This is a genomic window from Pseudomonas sp. NY5710, assembly GCF_013305665.1.
GTDB classification, from domain to species: Bacteria; Pseudomonadota; Gammaproteobacteria; order Pseudomonadales; family Pseudomonadaceae; genus Aquipseudomonas; species Aquipseudomonas juntendi.
Genome location: NZ_CP045554.1, coordinates 2,415,328 through 2,431,377, shown reverse-complemented (window position 1 = coordinate 2,431,377; position 16,050 = coordinate 2,415,328). Strand labels below are relative to the sequence as shown.

Here is a 16,050-nt window from a genome sequence, read left to right as displayed (position 1 = left end):
CCCTTGTGGGAGCGGGCGTGCCCGCGAACACCGGCGCAGCCGGTGCCAGCCACCGCGCTGGGTTAGGTGCCACCCGCGAATACGGTGCTACCGGCAACGCACACTATGTTCAAAACCAAAGCCTGCACCTAGCAGCAACAAGCGCCGCTCAAGTACAGTCTGCCCCATGAACAAATACGCCCCACACGCGTGGCTACCCCACGAAAAGCCCACCCTGCCAGGTTCCCCCTCCACGCCTTTGCATTCGCCAGCCAAACGCCTGGCGTATGGCGTGGTCGGCCTGCTGGTAGCCATTACCGGTGGTTTGGGCAACGCGCTGGTCACCGCCAACCTGGTATTCCTGCAAGGCGCGCTAGGTGCCACCACCGCGGAAATGGCCTGGCTGCCAGCGGCCTACGTGATGACCAACGTGTCCATGAACCTGCTGTTGGTGAAATTCCGCCAGCAATTCGGCTTGCGCGCCTTCACCGAGGTGTTCCTGGTCCTTTACGTTCTGGTCACCTTCGCCCACCTGCTGGTCAACGACCTCAACTCGGCCATCGCCGTACGCGCTGCCCACGGCATGGTGGGCGCCGCGCTCAGCTCACTGGGGCTGTACTACATGATCCAGGCCTTCCCCGCACAATGGCGGTTGAAGGCCATGGTACTGGGCCTGGGCGCTTCGCAGCTGGCATTACCCCTGGCGCGGATCTTTTCCGAAGACTTGCTGCAAATAGCCGAATGGCGCGGGCTGTACCTGTTCGAACTCGGGCTGGCCCTGGCGGCACTGGGATGTGTCCTGCTGCTCAAACTGCCACCCGGCGACCGCTTCAAAACCTTCGAGCCACTGGACTTCCTGACCTTCACCCTGATGGCCAGCGGTACCGCCCTGCTTTGTGCCGTGCTGTCGCTGGGGCGCATAGACTGGTGGCTGGAGGCCCCGTGGCTCGGCGTGGCGCTGGCGGCATCGATTGCGCTGATGCTCAGCGGCCTGGCCATCGAACACAACCGCCGCAACCCGTTGCTGATGACCCGCTGGCTTGGCAGTGGCGCCATCATCCGCCTGGCCCTGTGCGTGGTGCTGATCCGCATGGTCACCTCGGAGCAATCCACAGGGGCGGTAGGCTTTCTGCAGGCCTTGAACATGAGCAGCGAGCAGATGCGCAGCCTGTACTGGATCATGCTGCTGGGTGCCGTGGCGGGCCTGGCCAGCAGTGCCCTGACCATAAACCCCAACCACCTGATCATCCCGCTGTTCGTGTCCTTGCTGGCCATGGCCGTCGGTGCATTCATCGACAGCGGTTCCAGCAACCTCACGCGCCCGGCACAAATGTACTTCAGCCAGTTCCTGCTGGCCTTTGGCAGTACCTTCTTCCTGGGGCCGTCGATGGCCCTGGGCATCAGCCATGTGCGCGCCAACCCCCGTAACCTGGTCAGCTTTTCGGTGCTGTTCGGCATCTGCAACAACGTTGGCGGCCTGGTTGGCGCGGCCTTGCTCGGCACCTTCCAGACCTGGCGGGAGAAGTTCCACTCCAGCCACCTGATGGACCACCTCAGTTATTTGGAACCACTGGTCAATGCCCGCGTACAAAGCGGTGCAGCAGCCTACAGTGGCATCCTCGCCGACCCGGCCCTGCGCACTGAAGCCGGCATGCGCCTGCTGGCCACGGCCGCCAGCCGCGAAGCCAATGTCATGGCCTACAACGATGTGTTCGTCCTGATCGGCAGCATCGCCATACTGACCATGATCTGGATCTGCATACGTAGCGCCTGGCTCTGGTACTCGAAACGCCAGGCCACCACCACCGACTCCACCCCCGGCGTGCCCACCCGATGACCGACGACACCCGTACCACGACCACCACCGCCATCGCCGAAACCCCGGAAGGCGCCACGCCCCCCAGCGAACCGGGTAGCCCGGTAAGCACGCGGCGGGTGCGCTTGCTGTCCTCGATCTGCTTCGCCGCCGTGGCCCTGGCAGGTGTTCTGCTGGTGCTGTATGCCTGGCGCCTGCCGCCCTTCAGCAGTGCCATCGAAAGCACCGAAAATGCCCTGGTGCGCGGGCAGGTCACCCTGATCGGCCCCCAGCTCAGTGGTTACATCGTCGACGTGCCCGTGCACGACTTCCAGTTCGTCAAGGCCGGCGACCTGCTGGTGCAACTGGACGACCGTATCTACAAGCAGCGCCTGGCCCAGGCCCTCGCCCAATTGCAGCAGCAACAGGCAGCCCTGGCCAACAACCTGCAACAGCGCAAGAGCGCCGAAGCCACCATTGCCCAGCGCCAGGCCGCCATTGGCGATGCCCAGGCCCAGACGGCCAAAGCCAAGGCCGACCTGCGCCGTAATCAGGCGCTGGTCAGCGACGGCTCGGTTTCCCGCAGTGAACTGGACGTGACCCGCGCCAACGAGGCAGCTGCCGTCGCCAGCCTGGCCCAGGCCAAGGCCGCGCTGGAAATCGCCCGCCAGGAGCGGGAGACCGTGGTGGTCAACCGGACTGCGCTCGAAGCGGCCGTGGAAAACGCCAAGGCCGCCGTGGCGCTGGCGCGCATCGACCTCGACAACACCCGGGTTACCGCGCCGCGTGACGGCCAACTGGGGCAGATCGGCACGCGCCTGGGTGCTTATGTCAATTCAGGTGCACAGTTGATGGCGCTGGTGCCCGACAGCCTGTGGGTCATCGCCAACATGAAGGAAACCCAGATGGCCAATGTGCGCATCGGCCAACCCGTGAGCTTTACCGTGGACGCGCTGAACCACCTGAAGCTGTACGGGCACGTGCAGCAGATTTCGCCAGCCACCGGTTCGGAGTTCGCCTTGCTGCAGGCCGACAATGCCACCGGCAACTTCGTCAAGATCGCCCAGCGGATACCGGTACGGATCACCGTGGATGCCGACCAGCCACCCGCCCGGCAGTTGCGGCCGGGGATGTCGGTCGTGGTCAGTATCGATACCCGGGTGCAGCCTTAGCTGCCGGGCGCAGTTGCCTGGCTGCCTGCGGCGTCTCGTCGCAGGGCCAGGCCCCTTGGGCAAACCCTCGCAACCCCGTAGAATCGCGCTTCCTTTTCGCCCGTCGCCGTCAACGGTGGCAACCAGCAGCAATGACAGAGTCCGTGCCTGAACACATGCCCACCATGTGAAATAGGCTCAACCCTCCCCGCCCGGCCCCATCCCCTACGGCCCAGCGGTTGAGTCTTGCCCAGGTCGCATCCGTGCAGCTACTCGCCCTTTGCGGGGTCGAGCCGGTGTGCGCGTCCGAAAAGGCGCTCATTCCGCTCATCCAACCAGAGGTACCTATGTCTCCGCGTTTGCTGGCCATGGCGCTGGCGCCCCTGCTCGGGCTGTTCATCATCGCCCTGGGCAACGGCTTCATGTCTTCCCTCACCACCCTGCGCCTGGGCGCCGCCGGTGAGTCTGCCACCACCATTGGCATCGTTTCGTCGACCTACTTCATCGGCCTCACACTGGGCGCCATCTTCAACGACCGGTTGATCCTGCGCATCGGCCACATTCGCGCCTATACCAGCTTCGCCTCGCTGATTGCCGTGACCATCTTGCTGCAGGGCTTGTTCTACGACGTGACCTGGTGGTCGGTGCTGCGCCTGATCAACGGTTGGGCCGCCGTGGGCGTGTTCCTGGTGATCGAAAGCTGGCTGCTGCTGGCCGGCGACGCGAAAATCCGCGGCCGCCTGCTGGCGCTGTACATGATCGCCTTCTATGGCGCCGGGGTCATCGCCCAGGCCGGCCTGGGGGAGATCACCCAGTTGGGCGATACCGCGCCGTTCATGCTGGCCGGCGTGCTGGCCGCGCTGTCGGTGCTGCCCATCGTGATCCTGCCGCGGGTATCGCCCTTGCTGGAGCAGGTCGAACCCCTCAAGCCCCGGCAGTTGCTGGGCGTGGCCCCCTCGGGCCTGGTGGGTTGCTTCGGCTCTGGCGTCGCCATCGCCGGCATCTATGCCCTGCTGCCGCTGTACCTGCAACGCATCGGCCTGGAGGTGGGCGAAGTCGGCAACATGATGGCCTGGGTCATCCTTGGCGCCATGCTGTTGCAGTACCCGGTCGGGCGCTGGTCGGACCGCAAAGACCGCCTGGACGTACTGCTGGCGCTGGCCGCCTTGTGCGTTGTGCTGTCACTGGTCACGGTCTTCCTGCCATCGGACTCGTTCCTGCTGCCGGCCATGCTGTTCCTGTTGGGCGGTGGCGTGTTCACCCTGTACCCGGTCGCCGTCAGCCATGCTGCCGACCGCGCGCCGTCCGATGCGCTGGTGCCGATGATCCAGGGTTTGCTGCTGATCAACTCACTGGGCTCGGCCATGGCACCGGTAGCCATTTCGCCGATGATGACCGAGTTTGGCGAGGCCGGACTTTTCTGGGCGTTTGCCGTGGTCAACCTGGCCATGCTGTGCTTCTTCATGTGGCGCCGTGGCAAGCGCCCGGCGGCAGAGCACCCGGCGCCGTTCGCCGCCTCTACCACGTTCTCGCCCACCGGTGCCGAACTGCGGGTAACCGAAGACCTGATGCATGCCGCGCAAGAGCATCCGCCGCTGGAGCCCGCCGACCCTGCACCGGCTGCCCAGAGCCAGGCCCACTGAGCCAACGGGCTGCCGTAACCCCGGCGGTCCCACCGTGCTGCCTGCCCCGGCCCCGTGCGTGCGTACCCGCGCCTACGGCATGTGGGGTTGGGCAGGCAGCGCCTGCACGGTCAGGTTATCAAGGACCAGCAGGTTATCGTCCTCTTCGGAATCTACGGTCACCCGAATTATCTCAGGTCCATCAATGATGAACTCCTTGGTGCCATAACGCATGGCTCCCGGGCCGTCGGAGGAAAGCTCCTCGTAAACTTCAGCGATCTCGGCCTGCATCCCGCAATAGCTGTTACAGCCCCAGGAAAATCGCACCAGCCGCCGCCCGGCCCCCTCGAGCACTAACTGGATGGTGGCACTCACCGCGAGGTGCTTGCCGGCGATGCGTCCGCCGCTGCCCGGGTGTGCGGTGTCGCTGACGCCACGCTGGCTACCGCTCAACTGGAACTCGACGCCGTCGGCGGTGATCTGGGTGTATGGCCCCACCGCTAACGCCTCGAAGTCGACAGACGGTGTGGGTATAGGTCGTCCTACTGCCTGGTCTTGAGCCTCGTAGGCAAACGCAGCAATGCCTGCCTTGTTTTCGGGAAACGTTACACGCACCACCGGGATCAGCTGTTGGTAATGCTGGTTGTAGCGAATCTGGTCATATTGTGCTTTGGCCAATGCCTGGCGCTCGCCCTGGACGTAAAAGAACGAGTGCACCGGGAGCACCCCGCCCTCACCCTTTGACCACGCGCGTAGCAGCACTTCGTTGTTGATGCTCCAGAGGTCGTCAGCCAAGCCGGCCCGAGCGGCGATTGCCGTGTGGAAGCCTTCAGCGCTGGAACCTTCAAGTGCCCGCATGTCCCACCCGCAAACTCGATAATTGCCGGCTTGTGGGTAACGCTCCAGCCACTGCTGAGCTGTGATTATGCCGAGCGCCTGGCAGGTGTCGGTGGTTGACTCATAACCGGTGATCGGCCCGCAGCCTTGCAAGGTAGGGCGCTGGTTGGTGTTAGCGTTGATCGGGAAGGCGCACAGCACGTGCAGGTCGGCGACTTTGTCTTTTGGGACGGCTTGGTTCGGATACAGGATCAAGCCGTTCTGGTTACCGAATGGCTTGCCGAAATTGCTGTCCTGGCGGAGCCAGGAGAAGGCCACACTGCCTTTTCTAATCTGACTATCGGTGGGGTCCCAGGGCAAGAAGTTCGAGCTGCTGCCAGTGGTGCGCAAAGCGATGCCGCTGCATAAGTAGCCAGGCTTGTCCGGGCCGCCGCAGTCGTCGGTAATGCTCTGGTACCACCGTTTCAGCTCGATGACTGCCAGGCTGCCGCGCTCATCGAGTGAGGCTAGGGTGGAGGACGGTGCAGGCGCTACAGCGGTACAACCGCTGATGAACAGCCATACCAGACACATGATAGTTCGCATGATAATGGACCTCAGCCTTGATCGTGATTGCGGATTGGCCGAGGCATTTATGCATTGGCAAAGGGAGGCAGCTACTGGCAGAAATGACAGGTACCCCCCGATGTATGGGTATCCACCCCCAAACCAGGGCGGGCTAGCCTGCTTCTACCCCACCAACCCTCGCACACAGAAGTACAGGATCGACGGCCCCATCAGGCACCCCAAGCCGGTATGGAACGTGGCGGTCAGCGCCCCATAAGGCACCAGCCGCCGGTCCGTCGCCGCCAACCCGGCGGTCACCCCCGACACAGTCCCCGCCAAACCGCCGAACACCATTGCCGAGCGTGGGTTGTCCAGCGCCAGCAAACGGGCCGATACCGGGGTGAAGACCATCACCAGAATCGCCTTGATCAAACCGGTGGCGATCGACAGGGCCATCACGTCCGAACTGGCACCCAGCGCGGCGCCGGTCACCGGGCCGACGATGTACGTCACGGCGCCGGCACCAATGGTGGTCATGCTCACCGCGTCGCGGTAACCGAAGGCGTACGCCACGCCCGCCCCGACAATGAACGGCAAGACCGTGCCGAGCAGCAGCGCCACCGCGCCGATCATCCCGGCACGGCGAGCCTCGGTGGCCTGCACCTCGAACGCCGTGGCAACGATGGCGAAGTCGCGCAGCATGGCCCCGCCCATCAGGCCGATACCGGAAAACAGCGCCATGTCGGCCAGGCCTTTCTGGCCGCCTGTGAGGGTACCGCCCACCCAGGCCAACACCAGCCCGATGACAATGGCGATGGCCGAGCCGTGCACGCGGCCGAAGGTCAGGTACCTGGACAACAACACCGACAGCCACATGATGCCGCCCACCACCGCGAAGGCAGTGATCAGGCCGTTATGTTCCAGGGCATTATCAATGATCGGCCACATGTTCAGCGCCCCCCTGCAGGGGCAGCATGCCCATTGGCCTGGGGTGGCGCCTCGACCGCGGGTAGCGGTTCGCCGCGGTGGCTACGGCTGATCAGCGCAATGGTCGCACCGCACACCAGCACCGCACCTATCGCAGCCAGCAGCGCCACCGGCCCGCCGTGCAGGGCAGTGACCACGTTCTGTTGCGCCGCCATGGCCACCACGACCGGAATGTACATGGCCCCCCAGAAGCCCACACCGAACTCGCACTCCTTGCTCATGCCACCGTGACGGTGCATGTAAAGGCGTGCGCAGATCAGCAGGATCATGGCGATGCCGACCCCGCCTACATTGGATTTGACGCCCAGCAGTACGCCCAGGAAGTCGCCGACGATAACCCCAGCCAGCGTACAGACCGCCAGCAGTGCCACACCATAGATGATCATTGTTGTTGTCCTCAGGTAGTGTCGAAGTTGCTTGTTGTTGTTCTTCGCCATCGGTAAACCCGCAAGCGCCGCACTGGCTTCATTAACGGGCGTAGCCCGTGCCAGCCGGCGCGCTGCCCGCCATCATCGCCGGTCCGCCACCTCCTGGCGCAGCAGCGCATCCAGGCTGTCCCATCGGGTGCCTTCCACCGCCAGCACCCTGCCCTGTTCGAACACCGGCCTGGCCAGGCCGCTGAGCGTGCTGCCAGGCGGCATTTCCAGGTGCAGGCGCACGCCGCGTTCATAGGCATTGCGCAACGCTGCCCGCCAGTCCACCCGGCGCGCCATGTTGCCGGCCAGATCGTCGCGCAGGCGCTGCGGGTCGACTATCACCCGTGCGCTGCTGCCACTGAGGTAAGTGATACGTGGCCGCTGCAGTTCGACCGCAGCGAAGGCCGCAGCCAGCTCTGCTGCCGGGCCAGCCAGCAACGGGCAATGCGATGGCACGCTCACTGCCAGCCGGCGCGCGATGCCCCTGCCCAGGCTGCGCGCGCGGGCCGCCACCGCCGCCATCGCCGTTTCGCTGCCGGCAATGACGATCTGCTGCTCGCTGTTGAGGTTGGCGACATACACCTCGCCGCCCACCTCGCCCAGCAAGCGCTCGACACTGGCCAGCTCCAGGCCACTGAGCGCAGTCATGCCATAACCGCGCGGATAGGCCCGTTGCATCAGTTCGCCGCGCAGGGCAACCAGGCGCACAGCGTCGGCAAAGCCCAAAGCACCGGCCACCACTGCCGCCGGGTAGGCGCCGACCGACAAGCCCGCCACGCAATCCGGCCCTGGGCTGCGCTGCATCAACCAGCGCGCCCAGGCCACGCCACTGAGCAGCAGGCACAGCTGCACGGCGCGGGTCGACTGCAGGGCGTGCGCGTTGTCCAACGCCAGTGCGGCCTGGCCGAGGGCATCGCTGGCCTCCTCCAGCACCGGCCCGCTGCCTTCGGGCAGGCGCTGCAACATGCCCACCTGCTGGGCACCCTGGCCCGGGAACGCGAACAGAGTGCTCATGCGGCACGCTCCCGTACAGCCCACGGGTCTTCGCACAGGCATGGCCCCATGGGCGACTTGAGCAATACACGCTGGGCGAAACCGGCCCATTCACGCAACGCCACAGCCCCGGCCGGGGTTTCCAGCTGCGCATCGATACGGCATGGCGCGCCGTCCAGCATCGCCAACAGCGTGCGGGCCTGCGCGCGCGCCAGCGGTTGCGGCGTGCGCACCAGTATGTCCAGGTCGCTGTCGGCGTGCAGCACGTCGATACCCGTTGCAATCTGGTAACCCACGCCACCTGTCGGCCCCCAGGCCAGGCCGCAGGCATCGAGCATTGGCGCTACCGAGGCCAGAGCCTGCAATGCTGGCCAGGCGCGCTGTGTTGGCCGGTGCAAGGCTTCGGGGGCCTGCTGGCGTTGAATGTCGCCAACGCGCATCAACGCTGCCAGGCGCTGCGCCCGCCCTTGGCCACGCACGCCCACGGCGACCCAGCCGGCGTCACACACCGCGCGGCGCACGACCACCGGCTGGCCGCCGGCCAACACTTCCCGTGCCCACAGCGGCGCGTCGGCCGGCAGGGCCGAAGTGGGCATACCCCACAGCAGGTCATGGGGGCGTGGCGCGCTCACCTCAGGCACCCTGCCATTGGCGGCGCAGTTGCTCACGCACTTGCCGCGAGGCACTGCGGTGTTCGCCCGCCAGCCGCGACGACAGGTCAGTCGAGCTGCCAATATCCCGGACCGCGTCGGCAAGGCAGGCACGCACCAGGGCAATGTCGGCGCTGCCAGGCGCTTGGGCGTTGGCCACCGTCAACCGACGCCACAGCAGGCCCAGTGAGGCATAGCTGGCCAGGTCATAGGCCATGGGCGGCACCTCGGCGGCCAACGCTTCCAGTTGCTCGACACTGCGCAGGGTAATGCGCGCGGCTGCCGCCTTGCCCATGGCATGCACCATTACCCCGGCGTCGTCCAGGGCGATCAGGCGCTGGGCCTGGTAGCCGTGGGCAAGAAAAGCGCCAGACATGGCCTTGCCGACCAGCAGCCCGATGACCGGGTGGCCGGCCAGCCGGGCCTGGGCATAAGCCTGCACAGCGCCAGCCAAGGCCTGATGGATACCCAAGGCCTCCTCACGGCGACCGTAGGCCTGGCTGGGCACATCGATTACCGCGACAATTGCGCGCTTGTGCCCCTGGCGGTCAGCTTCGACCGCGTCGCTCACGGCCTTGGCCAGGCCCCAACCCTCCAGCAGACCGACTTCGCCCCCGCGGGCCCGGGGGAACGGATTGGCGGGGTCCGGTACCACGGCGATAAAGCGCGCCAGGCGGTTGTCCAGTTCGCCATCGATAACCTGCAACGACGCCGGGTAGCCCGGCAAGGGTTGGCCGCCTGCCAGGCCCGGCAGCCAGTTCAGGGCACGGTTCATTGGGCTTCTCCTTGGTAAAGGGCACGCACGGCGGCAGCGTCCAGTTGCGGGCAGTCGGCGCCCAGCCGGGCCAGGCGCTCGAGGAACCAGGCGTGTTGCCGGGCGCGGTCAGCGCCAGGCGAGTCGAGCAATTGCAGCAGGCAGTCGCGCAGCGCCTGGATGTCATCGGCCACATAGCCATCGACCAGCCCGCTGGCATGGCGCTGTTCGCCGCCGCTCAGGCTCCAGATGAACGGCCGGTCCTTGGCGTCATACTCGGCAATGCCGGCTTCCTGTTCGATGACCTGCGGCCCGTTGAGGCCCAGGCGGGCCTCGCGGGTGACCAGTAAATGGCTGCACAAGCCAGCGGCGATCGACATGCCCCCGAAGCACCCCACGGAACCGGCAATCACCCCGATCACCGGCTGCCAGGCCCGCAGTTCGACGATCGCCGCCTGGATTTCGGCAATCGCTGCCAGGCCAAGGTTGGCTTCCTGCAACCGCACACCGCCGGTTTCCAGCAGCAGCACTGCACACGTGGGGATGCCATTGCGGTTGTCTTCGATGGCCAGCTCCAACGCCCCGGCAATCTTGGCGCCGCCCACCTCGCCCATGCTGCCGCCCTGGAAGCCGCCCTCGATAGCGGCGACCACCGCATTGCGCCCGTTCAGCGTGCCTTTGGTGATGACCACGCCGTCGTCAGCCTGCGGCACGATGCCCTGCAAGGGCAGCCAGGGCGACATCAGCCGGTCGAAGGGGCCGAGCAGTTCGCGGAAACTGCCCGGGTCGAGCACGGCGCGGGCGCGCTGCCGGGCACCCAGTTCTACGAAGCTGCGGCTGCGCAGCAAGCGTGCGGTGTCAGTCATGGGCGATCTCCTCGAAGCCTTGTTCCAGGCGCAGGCGGACCACCCCTGGGGTGGCGCCGAAGTCATGAATGTCGATGTTCACGGCCGGCCAGGCGCGGCCCTCGAACAGGCGCTGGAACAGTTGCGCCCAGCGCGCGGCGCTGCCATCGACCGAAGTCACCACCTGGATCTGCAGGTGGCCGGCGGTGCCGGGTTCGATCAGTACTTCAAGGTCGCCGGAGCTGACACAGCCCACCAGCGTGCGGCCACGCCCCGGTTCGGCGGCGGGGAAATCGAAGGTCAGGGTTTCCATGTCACAGGCTCCCGGCTTTGTCGAGGAACAGGCAGGCGGCCAGTAGATCGGCGGCGCCGCCCGGTGAGGCGTTCAGTTGCAGCAGTTGCTGGTCCAGCGCACGCAAGTGGCGGCGCCCGGCCAGGGTGGCACTGCCCCCGGCACCCAGTACCGCGCGGGCGCCCTGCTGCACGGCGGCCAGTCCGGCAGGGCCGCTGCGCCACAGCACACAGGTATCGCTGAGCACGGCCATGATGGCGAGCAAGGCATCGAGCCGTGCGTTGGCCTCATTGGCACCGTTGGCACGGCTGCATTGCAGGTGGGGCAAGCCGTGGCCGATAACCGCAGGGAAGCCTTGCTGCGCCTGTTCGCGGGCCCCGCTGCTGCCATAGCGCTGGCGCACCTGCAGGCCGTGGCTGTGCTGCTGCGGCATGGCCGGGTCGTCGAACAGGGCGATGCGCCCCGCCCGCGCGGCCACCGTGCTGGCGTCGGCATCGGGGTCAAGGGCCTTGGCGGCGACTAGCAGGCCCAGGGCCCAGATTGCGCCGCGGTGAGTGTTGACCCCATGGGTCGCGGCCAGCATCGCGGCTTCGCCTTCACGGCCGAGCTCGCCCAAGCCGGCTCGCAGGGGTTGGCCGATGGTGCCGATGGTTTGCGCGGCTGCGGCCATGTTGCGCAGGCAGGGCCACAGGGCCAGGGCCGAGGCGTGCATCAGGGCCAAGGTCATGTCGGTGTGAGCGCCGTTGCTGCGGCGGTCGACCAGGCCGGGTTTGGGGGACAGCTCGGCTTCGTCGATCAGGGCTTCCACGGCCAGGTCGGCCAGGTGGTCTGGCAGTAGGATCCGGGTTGTGTGGGCTGGCCTCTTCGCGGGTAAACCCGCGCCCACAGGGACCGTAACGGGTTCAAGGCGCAAGTCGTGTGCTTTCATCACCAGCTCCTGAACCGTGCCGGCGGGTTGTACAGGCCGCCGGACCATTCAACCAGGTCGGCAACGCTGCGCGCTGCCAGCAGCTCGCGGCTGGCGTCGGTGCGGCGGATGCCCAGGTCTTCGGGCAATGCGACCAGGCCTTGCTGGCGCAGGCGCTCAGTGGCCTTCGGGTCATGCCGCAGGCCGATGGCGGTAACCCCGGCAACGGCGGCGATCATCTGCTGGCGTTCTTCCAGGCTGCGGGCCTTGTACAGGTAAGCAATGCCCTCTTCGGTCAACAGGTGGGTAACGTCGTCACCGTAGATCATCACAGGGGCCAGCGGCATGCCGGCCTTTTTCGCCACGGCCACCGCATCCAGGGTTTCCACGAAGGTCGGTTTGCCGCCTTCCTGGTAGGTTTCGACCATCTGCACCACCAGCTTGCGGCCGCGCTCCAGCAGGGTTTGCGGCACGGTCATATCGAGCCAGGCCGGCGTTGCATGGCGCCGGCCCCGGGGGTCGTGGCCCATGTTAGGCGCCCCGCCAAAGCCGGCCAGGCGGCCACGGGTCACTGTCGACGAATGGCCATCGCCGTCTACCTGCAGGGTCGCGCCAATGAACAGGTCCACGGCGTACTGCCCGGCCAGCTGGCACATCATGCGGTTGGAGCGCAGCGAACCGTCACGGCCGGTGAAGAACACATCGGGCCGCTGGGCGATGTAGTCCTCCATGCCCAGCTCGGTGCCAAAGCAATGCACGCTTTGCACCCAGCCGCTTTCGATAGCGGGGATCAGCGTAGGGTGCGGGTTGAGGGTCCAGTTGCGGCAGATCTTGCCCTTGAGCCCCAGCGACTCGCCGTAGGTGGGCAGGATCAGCTCGATGGCAGCGGTATTGAAGCCGATGCCATGGTTCAACGACTGCACCTGGTGTTTTTCGTAAATGCCGCGGATGGCCATCATCGCCATCAGCACATGCACCGGCTTGATATGACGCGGGTCGCGGGTGAACAGCGGTTCGATGTAGAAAGGCTGGTCGGCAACTACCACGAAATCGACCCATGACGCCGGGATATCGACCCGCGGCAGGTCATCCACACGGTCGACCAGCTGGTTGACCTGGGCGATGACGATACCGTCGCTGAATGCGGCCGGCTCCACCAGCGCTGGGGTGTCTTCGGTGCTGGGCCCGGTGTACAGGTTGCCCTCACGGTCGGCCATGAAGCCTGCCACCAAAGTCACGTTGGGGATCAGGTCGACCAGCAGCCGCGAGTACAGCTCGATATAAGTGTGGATCGCGCCGACTTCGAGCAAGCCGTCTTCAAGCAACTGGCCAATGCGCAGGCTTTGTGGCCCGGCGAAGGAGAAATCCAGCTTGCGGGCGATGCCGCGCTCGAACAAGTCCAGGTGCTCTGCACGGCTGACGCTGGGCATGATCATGTGCAGGTCGTGCAGGCGCCCAGGGTCGACCTTGGCCAGCGAACGCGAGAGGAAGTCAGCCTGCTTCTGGTTGTTGCCTTCCAGCACCACCCGGTCGCCGGGGGCCAGCAACAGTTCCAGTGCTTCGACGATACGCTCGCTGGGCAGCACCGCACCGTCGGCAAGGTGGCGGACCTGATCGAGGCGACGTTGCTTCTCGGCACGCCGTCGCGACCATTGCGGCGGTGGATTCTGTGTTGTTGTCATGGTGACTCCACGGGTTCGCTGTCGTGGGGTCACCTTAGGGCGGGGGCCAGCCGGGCATCAATCAAGCTCGGCGCTGGATCGTTACGCTAAGGTTAATGATCGGGGTTCTGGTGGACCAAAACACCAAGAACATCGGCGCCCGCCCACCGAGCCAGCCCGGTAAACCTCAAACCTTGCTAGAGTGGCAACACTGCCAAGCACGCAAAAATGCAGGTTGCCCCTGCAGATTTGTCGATTGTACAAGGCAAATTCGCATGCAAGGATCGCCAGATCCTCCAGCGGAATCCAGACTTCACTTGGAAAATCAATAACAAAGCAGGGAGAAGGCAATGACTGCGCACGCTTACACCTCGGCCACCGACCATGTACTGGCCGAGGTCCGCAACCAGGTCGGCCACCTGACACTGAACCGCCCCGCCGGCCTCAATGCCCTTACCCTGGACATGGTCCGTAGCCTGCGCCACCACCTGGAGCAGTGGGCTCGGGACCCGCACGTACGGGCGGTGGTGCTGCGCGGTGCAGGCCCCAAGGGTTTTTGCGCCGGTGGCGATATCCGTTCGCTGCACGACAGCTTCAAGGCCGGCGATACGCTGCATGAGACCTTTTTCGTCGAGGAGTATGCCCTCGACCTGGCCATCCACCGTTACCGCAAACCGGTGCTGGTGCTGATGGACGGCTTCACCCTCGGCGGTGGCATGGGCCTGGCTCAGGGCTGTGATCTGCGTGTGGTGACCGAGCGCAGCCGCCTGGGCATGCCTGAAGTCGGCATTGGCTATTTTCCCGACGTGGGCGGCAGTTATTTTCTGTCGCGCCTCCCTGGCGAGCTGGGCATCTACCTGGGTGTGAGCGGCGCACAGGTGCAGGCCGCCGATGCGCTGTACTGCGGCCTGGCCGACTGGTACCTGGCCAGCGACCAGCTCGCCGCACTGGATCAGGGCCTGGACCAGCTGAATTTCGGCGACCACCCGCTCAAAGACCTGCAGGGCCTGCTGGCCAGGCTCGGTAGCCAGGTGCTGGAGGATGCCCCGCTGGAAAAACTGCGCCCGGTCATCGACCACTTCTTTGCCCTGCCCGACCTGCCGGCCATCGTCGAGCAATTGCGCGAGGTCAGCATTGGCGACAGCCACGCCTGGGCCATGGCCACCGCCGATCAGCTGGAAAGCCGCTCGCCGCTGGCCATGGCCGTTACGCTGGAGATGCTGCGCCGGGGGCGCCAACGGGACCTGGAGGCATGCTTTGCCATGGAACTGCACCTGGACCGCCAGTGGTTCCAGCATGGCGACATCATCGAAGGCGTACGCGCCCTGATCATCGACAAGGACAAGCAACCGCGCTGGAACCCACCCACACTGGCTGCACTGCAACGCCAGCGGGTCGACCAATTCTTCGAAGGCCTGTGAGCCCGGGAGTACACCGATGCAAGACCTGGAACTGAGCGAAGAACAGATCATGATCCGCGACATGGCGCGCGATTTTGCCCGTGGCGAAATCGCCCCGTACGCCCAGGCCTGGGAAAAGGCCGGCTGGATCGATGACGACGTGGTACGCAAGATGGGCGAACTGGGCCTGCTGGGCATGGTCGTGCCCGAAGCCTTTGGCGGCAGCTACACCGACTACGTTGCCTATGCCCTGGCGGTAGAGGAAATTTCCGCCGGTTGTGGCGCCACCGGGGCGATGATGAGCATTCACAACTCCGTGGGTTGCGGCCCGCTGCTGGCATATGGCACGGCCGACCAACAGCAGCAATGGCTGCCGCGCCTGGCCACGGGTGAAGTGATTGGCTGCTTCTGCCTGACCGAGCCGCAAGCTGGCTCCGAGGCGCATAACCTGCGGACCCGCGCAGAGTTGATAGACGGCCAGTGGGTAATCAATGGCGCCAAGCAGTTCGTCAGCAATGCCCGGCGTGCCGGCCTGGCGATCGTGTTTGCGGTTACCGACCCGGACCTGGGCAAAAAGGGCCTGTCGGCCTTTCTGGTGCCCACCGACAACCCGGGTTTCAAAGTCGACCGCAGCGAACATAAGATGGGCATCCGCGCCTCTGACACCTGCGCGGTCACGTTCGACAACTGCCGGGTGCCGGCCGCCAACCTGCTGGGTGAGCGCGGCAAGGGCCTGGCCATCGCCTTGTCCAACCTCGAGGGTGGCCGGATCGGTATCGCCGCGCAAGCGCTGGGCATCGCCCGTGCGGCGTTCGAAGCAGCGCTGGGTTATTCCCGGGACCGAGTGCAATTCGGCAAGCCAATCAACGAGCACCAGAGCATCGCCAACCTGTTGGCCGACATGCAGGTGCAGGTCAACGCCGCGCGGCTGCTGATCCTGCATGCTGCGCGCCTGCGCAGCGCCGGCAGGCCGTGCCTGTCAGAGGCATCCCAGGCCAAGCTGTTCGCCTCGGAAATGGCCGAACGGGTGTGCTCGATGGCGATCCAGGTACATGGCGGCTACGGCTACCTGGAAGACTACCCGGTAGAGCGTTACTACCGCGATGCGCGGATCACCCAGATCTACGAAGGCTCAAGCGAAATCCAGCGCATGCTGATTGCGCGGGAATTGAAGCACTACACGCTTTAGTAGGTCGACGACCGCACCCTGGCGCC

General features: G+C 65.6%; 15 protein-coding genes. 5 read left to right on the top strand and 10 right to left on the bottom strand.

Annotated elements, in window-relative coordinates; genetic code table 11:
• The first annotated feature begins 166 nt into the window (after positions 1-166).
• The 3 genes from GEV39_RS11015 (at position 167) to GEV39_RS11005 (ending at position 4,568) form a co-directional block, all read left to right on the top strand.
• A complete protein-coding gene (locus tag GEV39_RS11015; RefSeq protein ID WP_173888945.1) occupies positions 167-1,816 on the top strand; it encodes an MFS transporter in 1,650 nt (549 codons plus the stop codon).
• Positions 1,813-2,946: an HlyD family secretion protein gene (locus GEV39_RS11010; protein ID WP_173888944.1), complete on the top strand. Its 1,134-nt coding sequence runs from the start codon at positions 1,813-1,815 to the stop codon at positions 2,944-2,946. Before GEV39_RS11015 ends, GEV39_RS11010 begins: the two co-directional genes overlap by 4 nt.
• 326 nt (positions 2,947-3,272) lie before the next feature.
• Positions 3,273-4,568: an MFS transporter gene (locus GEV39_RS11005; protein WP_009686723.1), complete on the top strand. Its 1,296-nt coding sequence runs from the start codon at positions 3,273-3,275 to the stop codon at positions 4,566-4,568.
• Between the two features lie 72 nt (positions 4,569-4,640).
• Here GEV39_RS11005 and GEV39_RS11000 read toward each other — a convergent pair whose 3' ends face one another.
• From GEV39_RS11000 to mdcA, 10 genes are all read right to left on the bottom strand, one after another.
• Positions 4,641-5,969 (bottom strand): hypothetical protein, encoded by a 1,329-nt coding sequence (locus tag GEV39_RS11000; protein ID WP_173888942.1) that lies wholly within the window; start codon positions 5,967-5,969, stop codon positions 4,641-4,643.
• A 144-nt stretch (positions 5,970-6,113) separates the two neighbouring features.
• Positions 6,114-6,878 carry a malonate transporter subunit MadM gene (gene madM / locus GEV39_RS10995; RefSeq protein ID WP_009686722.1) on the bottom strand — a complete coding sequence of 255 codons (765 nt, stop codon included), beginning with the start codon at positions 6,876-6,878 and terminating at the stop codon, positions 6,114-6,116.
• A gap of 2 nt (positions 6,879-6,880) precedes the next feature.
• A complete protein-coding gene (gene madL / locus GEV39_RS10990) occupies positions 6,881-7,303 on the bottom strand; it encodes a malonate transporter subunit MadL (protein WP_009686721.1) in 423 nt (140 codons plus the stop codon).
• Positions 7,304-7,426: 123 nt separating this feature from the next.
• Positions 7,427-8,347, bottom strand: coding sequence for a malonate decarboxylase subunit epsilon (mdcH, locus tag GEV39_RS10985; RefSeq protein WP_173888940.1), 921 nt, complete (start codon positions 8,345-8,347; stop codon positions 7,427-7,429).
• Positions 8,344-8,958, bottom strand: a complete 615-nt coding sequence (locus GEV39_RS10980) for a malonate decarboxylase holo-ACP synthase (protein WP_173888938.1) — start codon at positions 8,956-8,958, stop codon at positions 8,344-8,346. The genes mdcH and GEV39_RS10980 overlap by 4 nt, the downstream gene beginning before the upstream one ends.
• A 1-nt stretch (position 8,959) precedes the next feature.
• Positions 8,960-9,751: a biotin-independent malonate decarboxylase subunit gamma gene (mdcE, locus tag GEV39_RS10975; RefSeq protein WP_173888936.1), complete on the bottom strand. Its 792-nt coding sequence runs from the start codon at positions 9,749-9,751 to the stop codon at positions 8,960-8,962.
• Positions 9,748-10,596, bottom strand: a complete 849-nt coding sequence (locus GEV39_RS10970) for a biotin-independent malonate decarboxylase subunit beta (RefSeq protein WP_173888934.1) — start codon at positions 10,594-10,596, stop codon at positions 9,748-9,750. Before GEV39_RS10970 ends, mdcE begins: the two co-directional genes overlap by 4 nt.
• The gene (locus tag GEV39_RS10965; protein WP_009686716.1) at positions 10,589-10,888 is read right to left on the bottom strand and encodes a malonate decarboxylase subunit delta; all 300 of its coding nucleotides are present in this window, start codon (positions 10,886-10,888) and stop codon (positions 10,589-10,591) included. Before GEV39_RS10965 ends, GEV39_RS10970 begins: the two co-directional genes overlap by 8 nt.
• A gap of 1 nt (position 10,889) precedes the next feature.
• The gene (locus GEV39_RS10960) at positions 10,890-11,795 is read right to left on the bottom strand and encodes a triphosphoribosyl-dephospho-CoA synthase (protein WP_173888933.1); all 906 of its coding nucleotides are present in this window, start codon (positions 11,793-11,795) and stop codon (positions 10,890-10,892) included.
• Entirely contained in the window at positions 11,795-13,456 is a 1,662-nt protein-coding gene (mdcA, locus tag GEV39_RS10955) for a malonate decarboxylase subunit alpha (RefSeq protein ID WP_173888931.1), read from the bottom strand. Before mdcA ends, GEV39_RS10960 begins: the two co-directional genes overlap by 1 nt.
• A 329-nt stretch (positions 13,457-13,785) precedes the next feature.
• Between mdcA and GEV39_RS10950 the strand changes: the two genes are divergently transcribed.
• Together GEV39_RS10950 and GEV39_RS10945 are read left to right on the top strand one after the other, a co-directional pair.
• Entirely contained in the window at positions 13,786-14,856 is a 1,071-nt protein-coding gene (locus GEV39_RS10950) for an enoyl-CoA hydratase/isomerase family protein (RefSeq protein WP_173888929.1), read from the top strand.
• Positions 14,857-14,872: 16 nt separating this feature from the next.
• Positions 14,873-16,024 carry an acyl-CoA dehydrogenase family protein gene (locus GEV39_RS10945; protein WP_173888927.1) on the top strand — a complete coding sequence of 384 codons (1,152 nt, stop codon included), beginning with the start codon at positions 14,873-14,875 and terminating at the stop codon, positions 16,022-16,024.
• Positions 16,025-16,050: the final 26 nt, after the last annotated feature.

Excerpts from the sequence above, each read along its gene's own strand:
- GEV39_RS10970 (WP_173888934.1), bottom strand. The coding sequence starts at position 10,596 with ATGACTGACACCGCACGCTTGCTGCGCAGCCGCAGCTTCGTAGAACTG.
- GEV39_RS11005 (WP_009686723.1), top strand. The coding sequence starts at position 3,273 with ATGTCTCCGCGTTTGCTGGCCATGGCGCTGGCGCCCCTGCTCGGGCTG.
- GEV39_RS11010 (WP_173888944.1), top strand. The coding sequence starts at position 1,813 with ATGACCGACGACACCCGTACCACGACCACCACCGCCATCGCCGAAACC.
- madM (WP_009686722.1), bottom strand. The coding sequence starts at position 6,878 with ATGTGGCCGATCATTGATAATGCCCTGGAACATAACGGCCTGATCACT.
- GEV39_RS10965 (WP_009686716.1), bottom strand. The coding sequence starts at position 10,888 with ATGGAAACCCTGACCTTCGATTTCCCCGCCGCCGAACCGGGGCGTGGC.
- GEV39_RS10950 (WP_173888929.1), top strand. The coding sequence starts at position 13,786 with ATGACTGCGCACGCTTACACCTCGGCCACCGACCATGTACTGGCCGAG.
- GEV39_RS10960 (WP_173888933.1), bottom strand. The coding sequence starts at position 11,795 with ATGAAAGCACACGACTTGCGCCTTGAACCCGTTACGGTCCCTGTGGGC.
- GEV39_RS11015 (WP_173888945.1), top strand. The coding sequence starts at position 167 with ATGAACAAATACGCCCCACACGCGTGGCTACCCCACGAAAAGCCCACC.
- mdcH (WP_173888940.1), bottom strand. The coding sequence starts at position 8,347 with ATGAGCACTCTGTTCGCGTTCCCGGGCCAGGGTGCCCAGCAGGTGGGC.
- mdcE (WP_173888936.1), bottom strand. The coding sequence starts at position 9,751 with ATGAACCGTGCCCTGAACTGGCTGCCGGGCCTGGCAGGCGGCCAACCC.
- mdcA (WP_173888931.1), bottom strand. The coding sequence starts at position 13,456 with ATGACAACAACACAGAATCCACCGCCGCAATGGTCGCGACGGCGTGCC.
- GEV39_RS11000 (WP_173888942.1), bottom strand. The coding sequence starts at position 5,969 with ATGCGAACTATCATGTGTCTGGTATGGCTGTTCATCAGCGGTTGTACC.
- GEV39_RS10945 (WP_173888927.1), top strand. The coding sequence starts at position 14,873 with ATGCAAGACCTGGAACTGAGCGAAGAACAGATCATGATCCGCGACATG.
- madL (WP_009686721.1), bottom strand. The coding sequence starts at position 7,303 with ATGATCATCTATGGTGTGGCACTGCTGGCGGTCTGTACGCTGGCTGGG.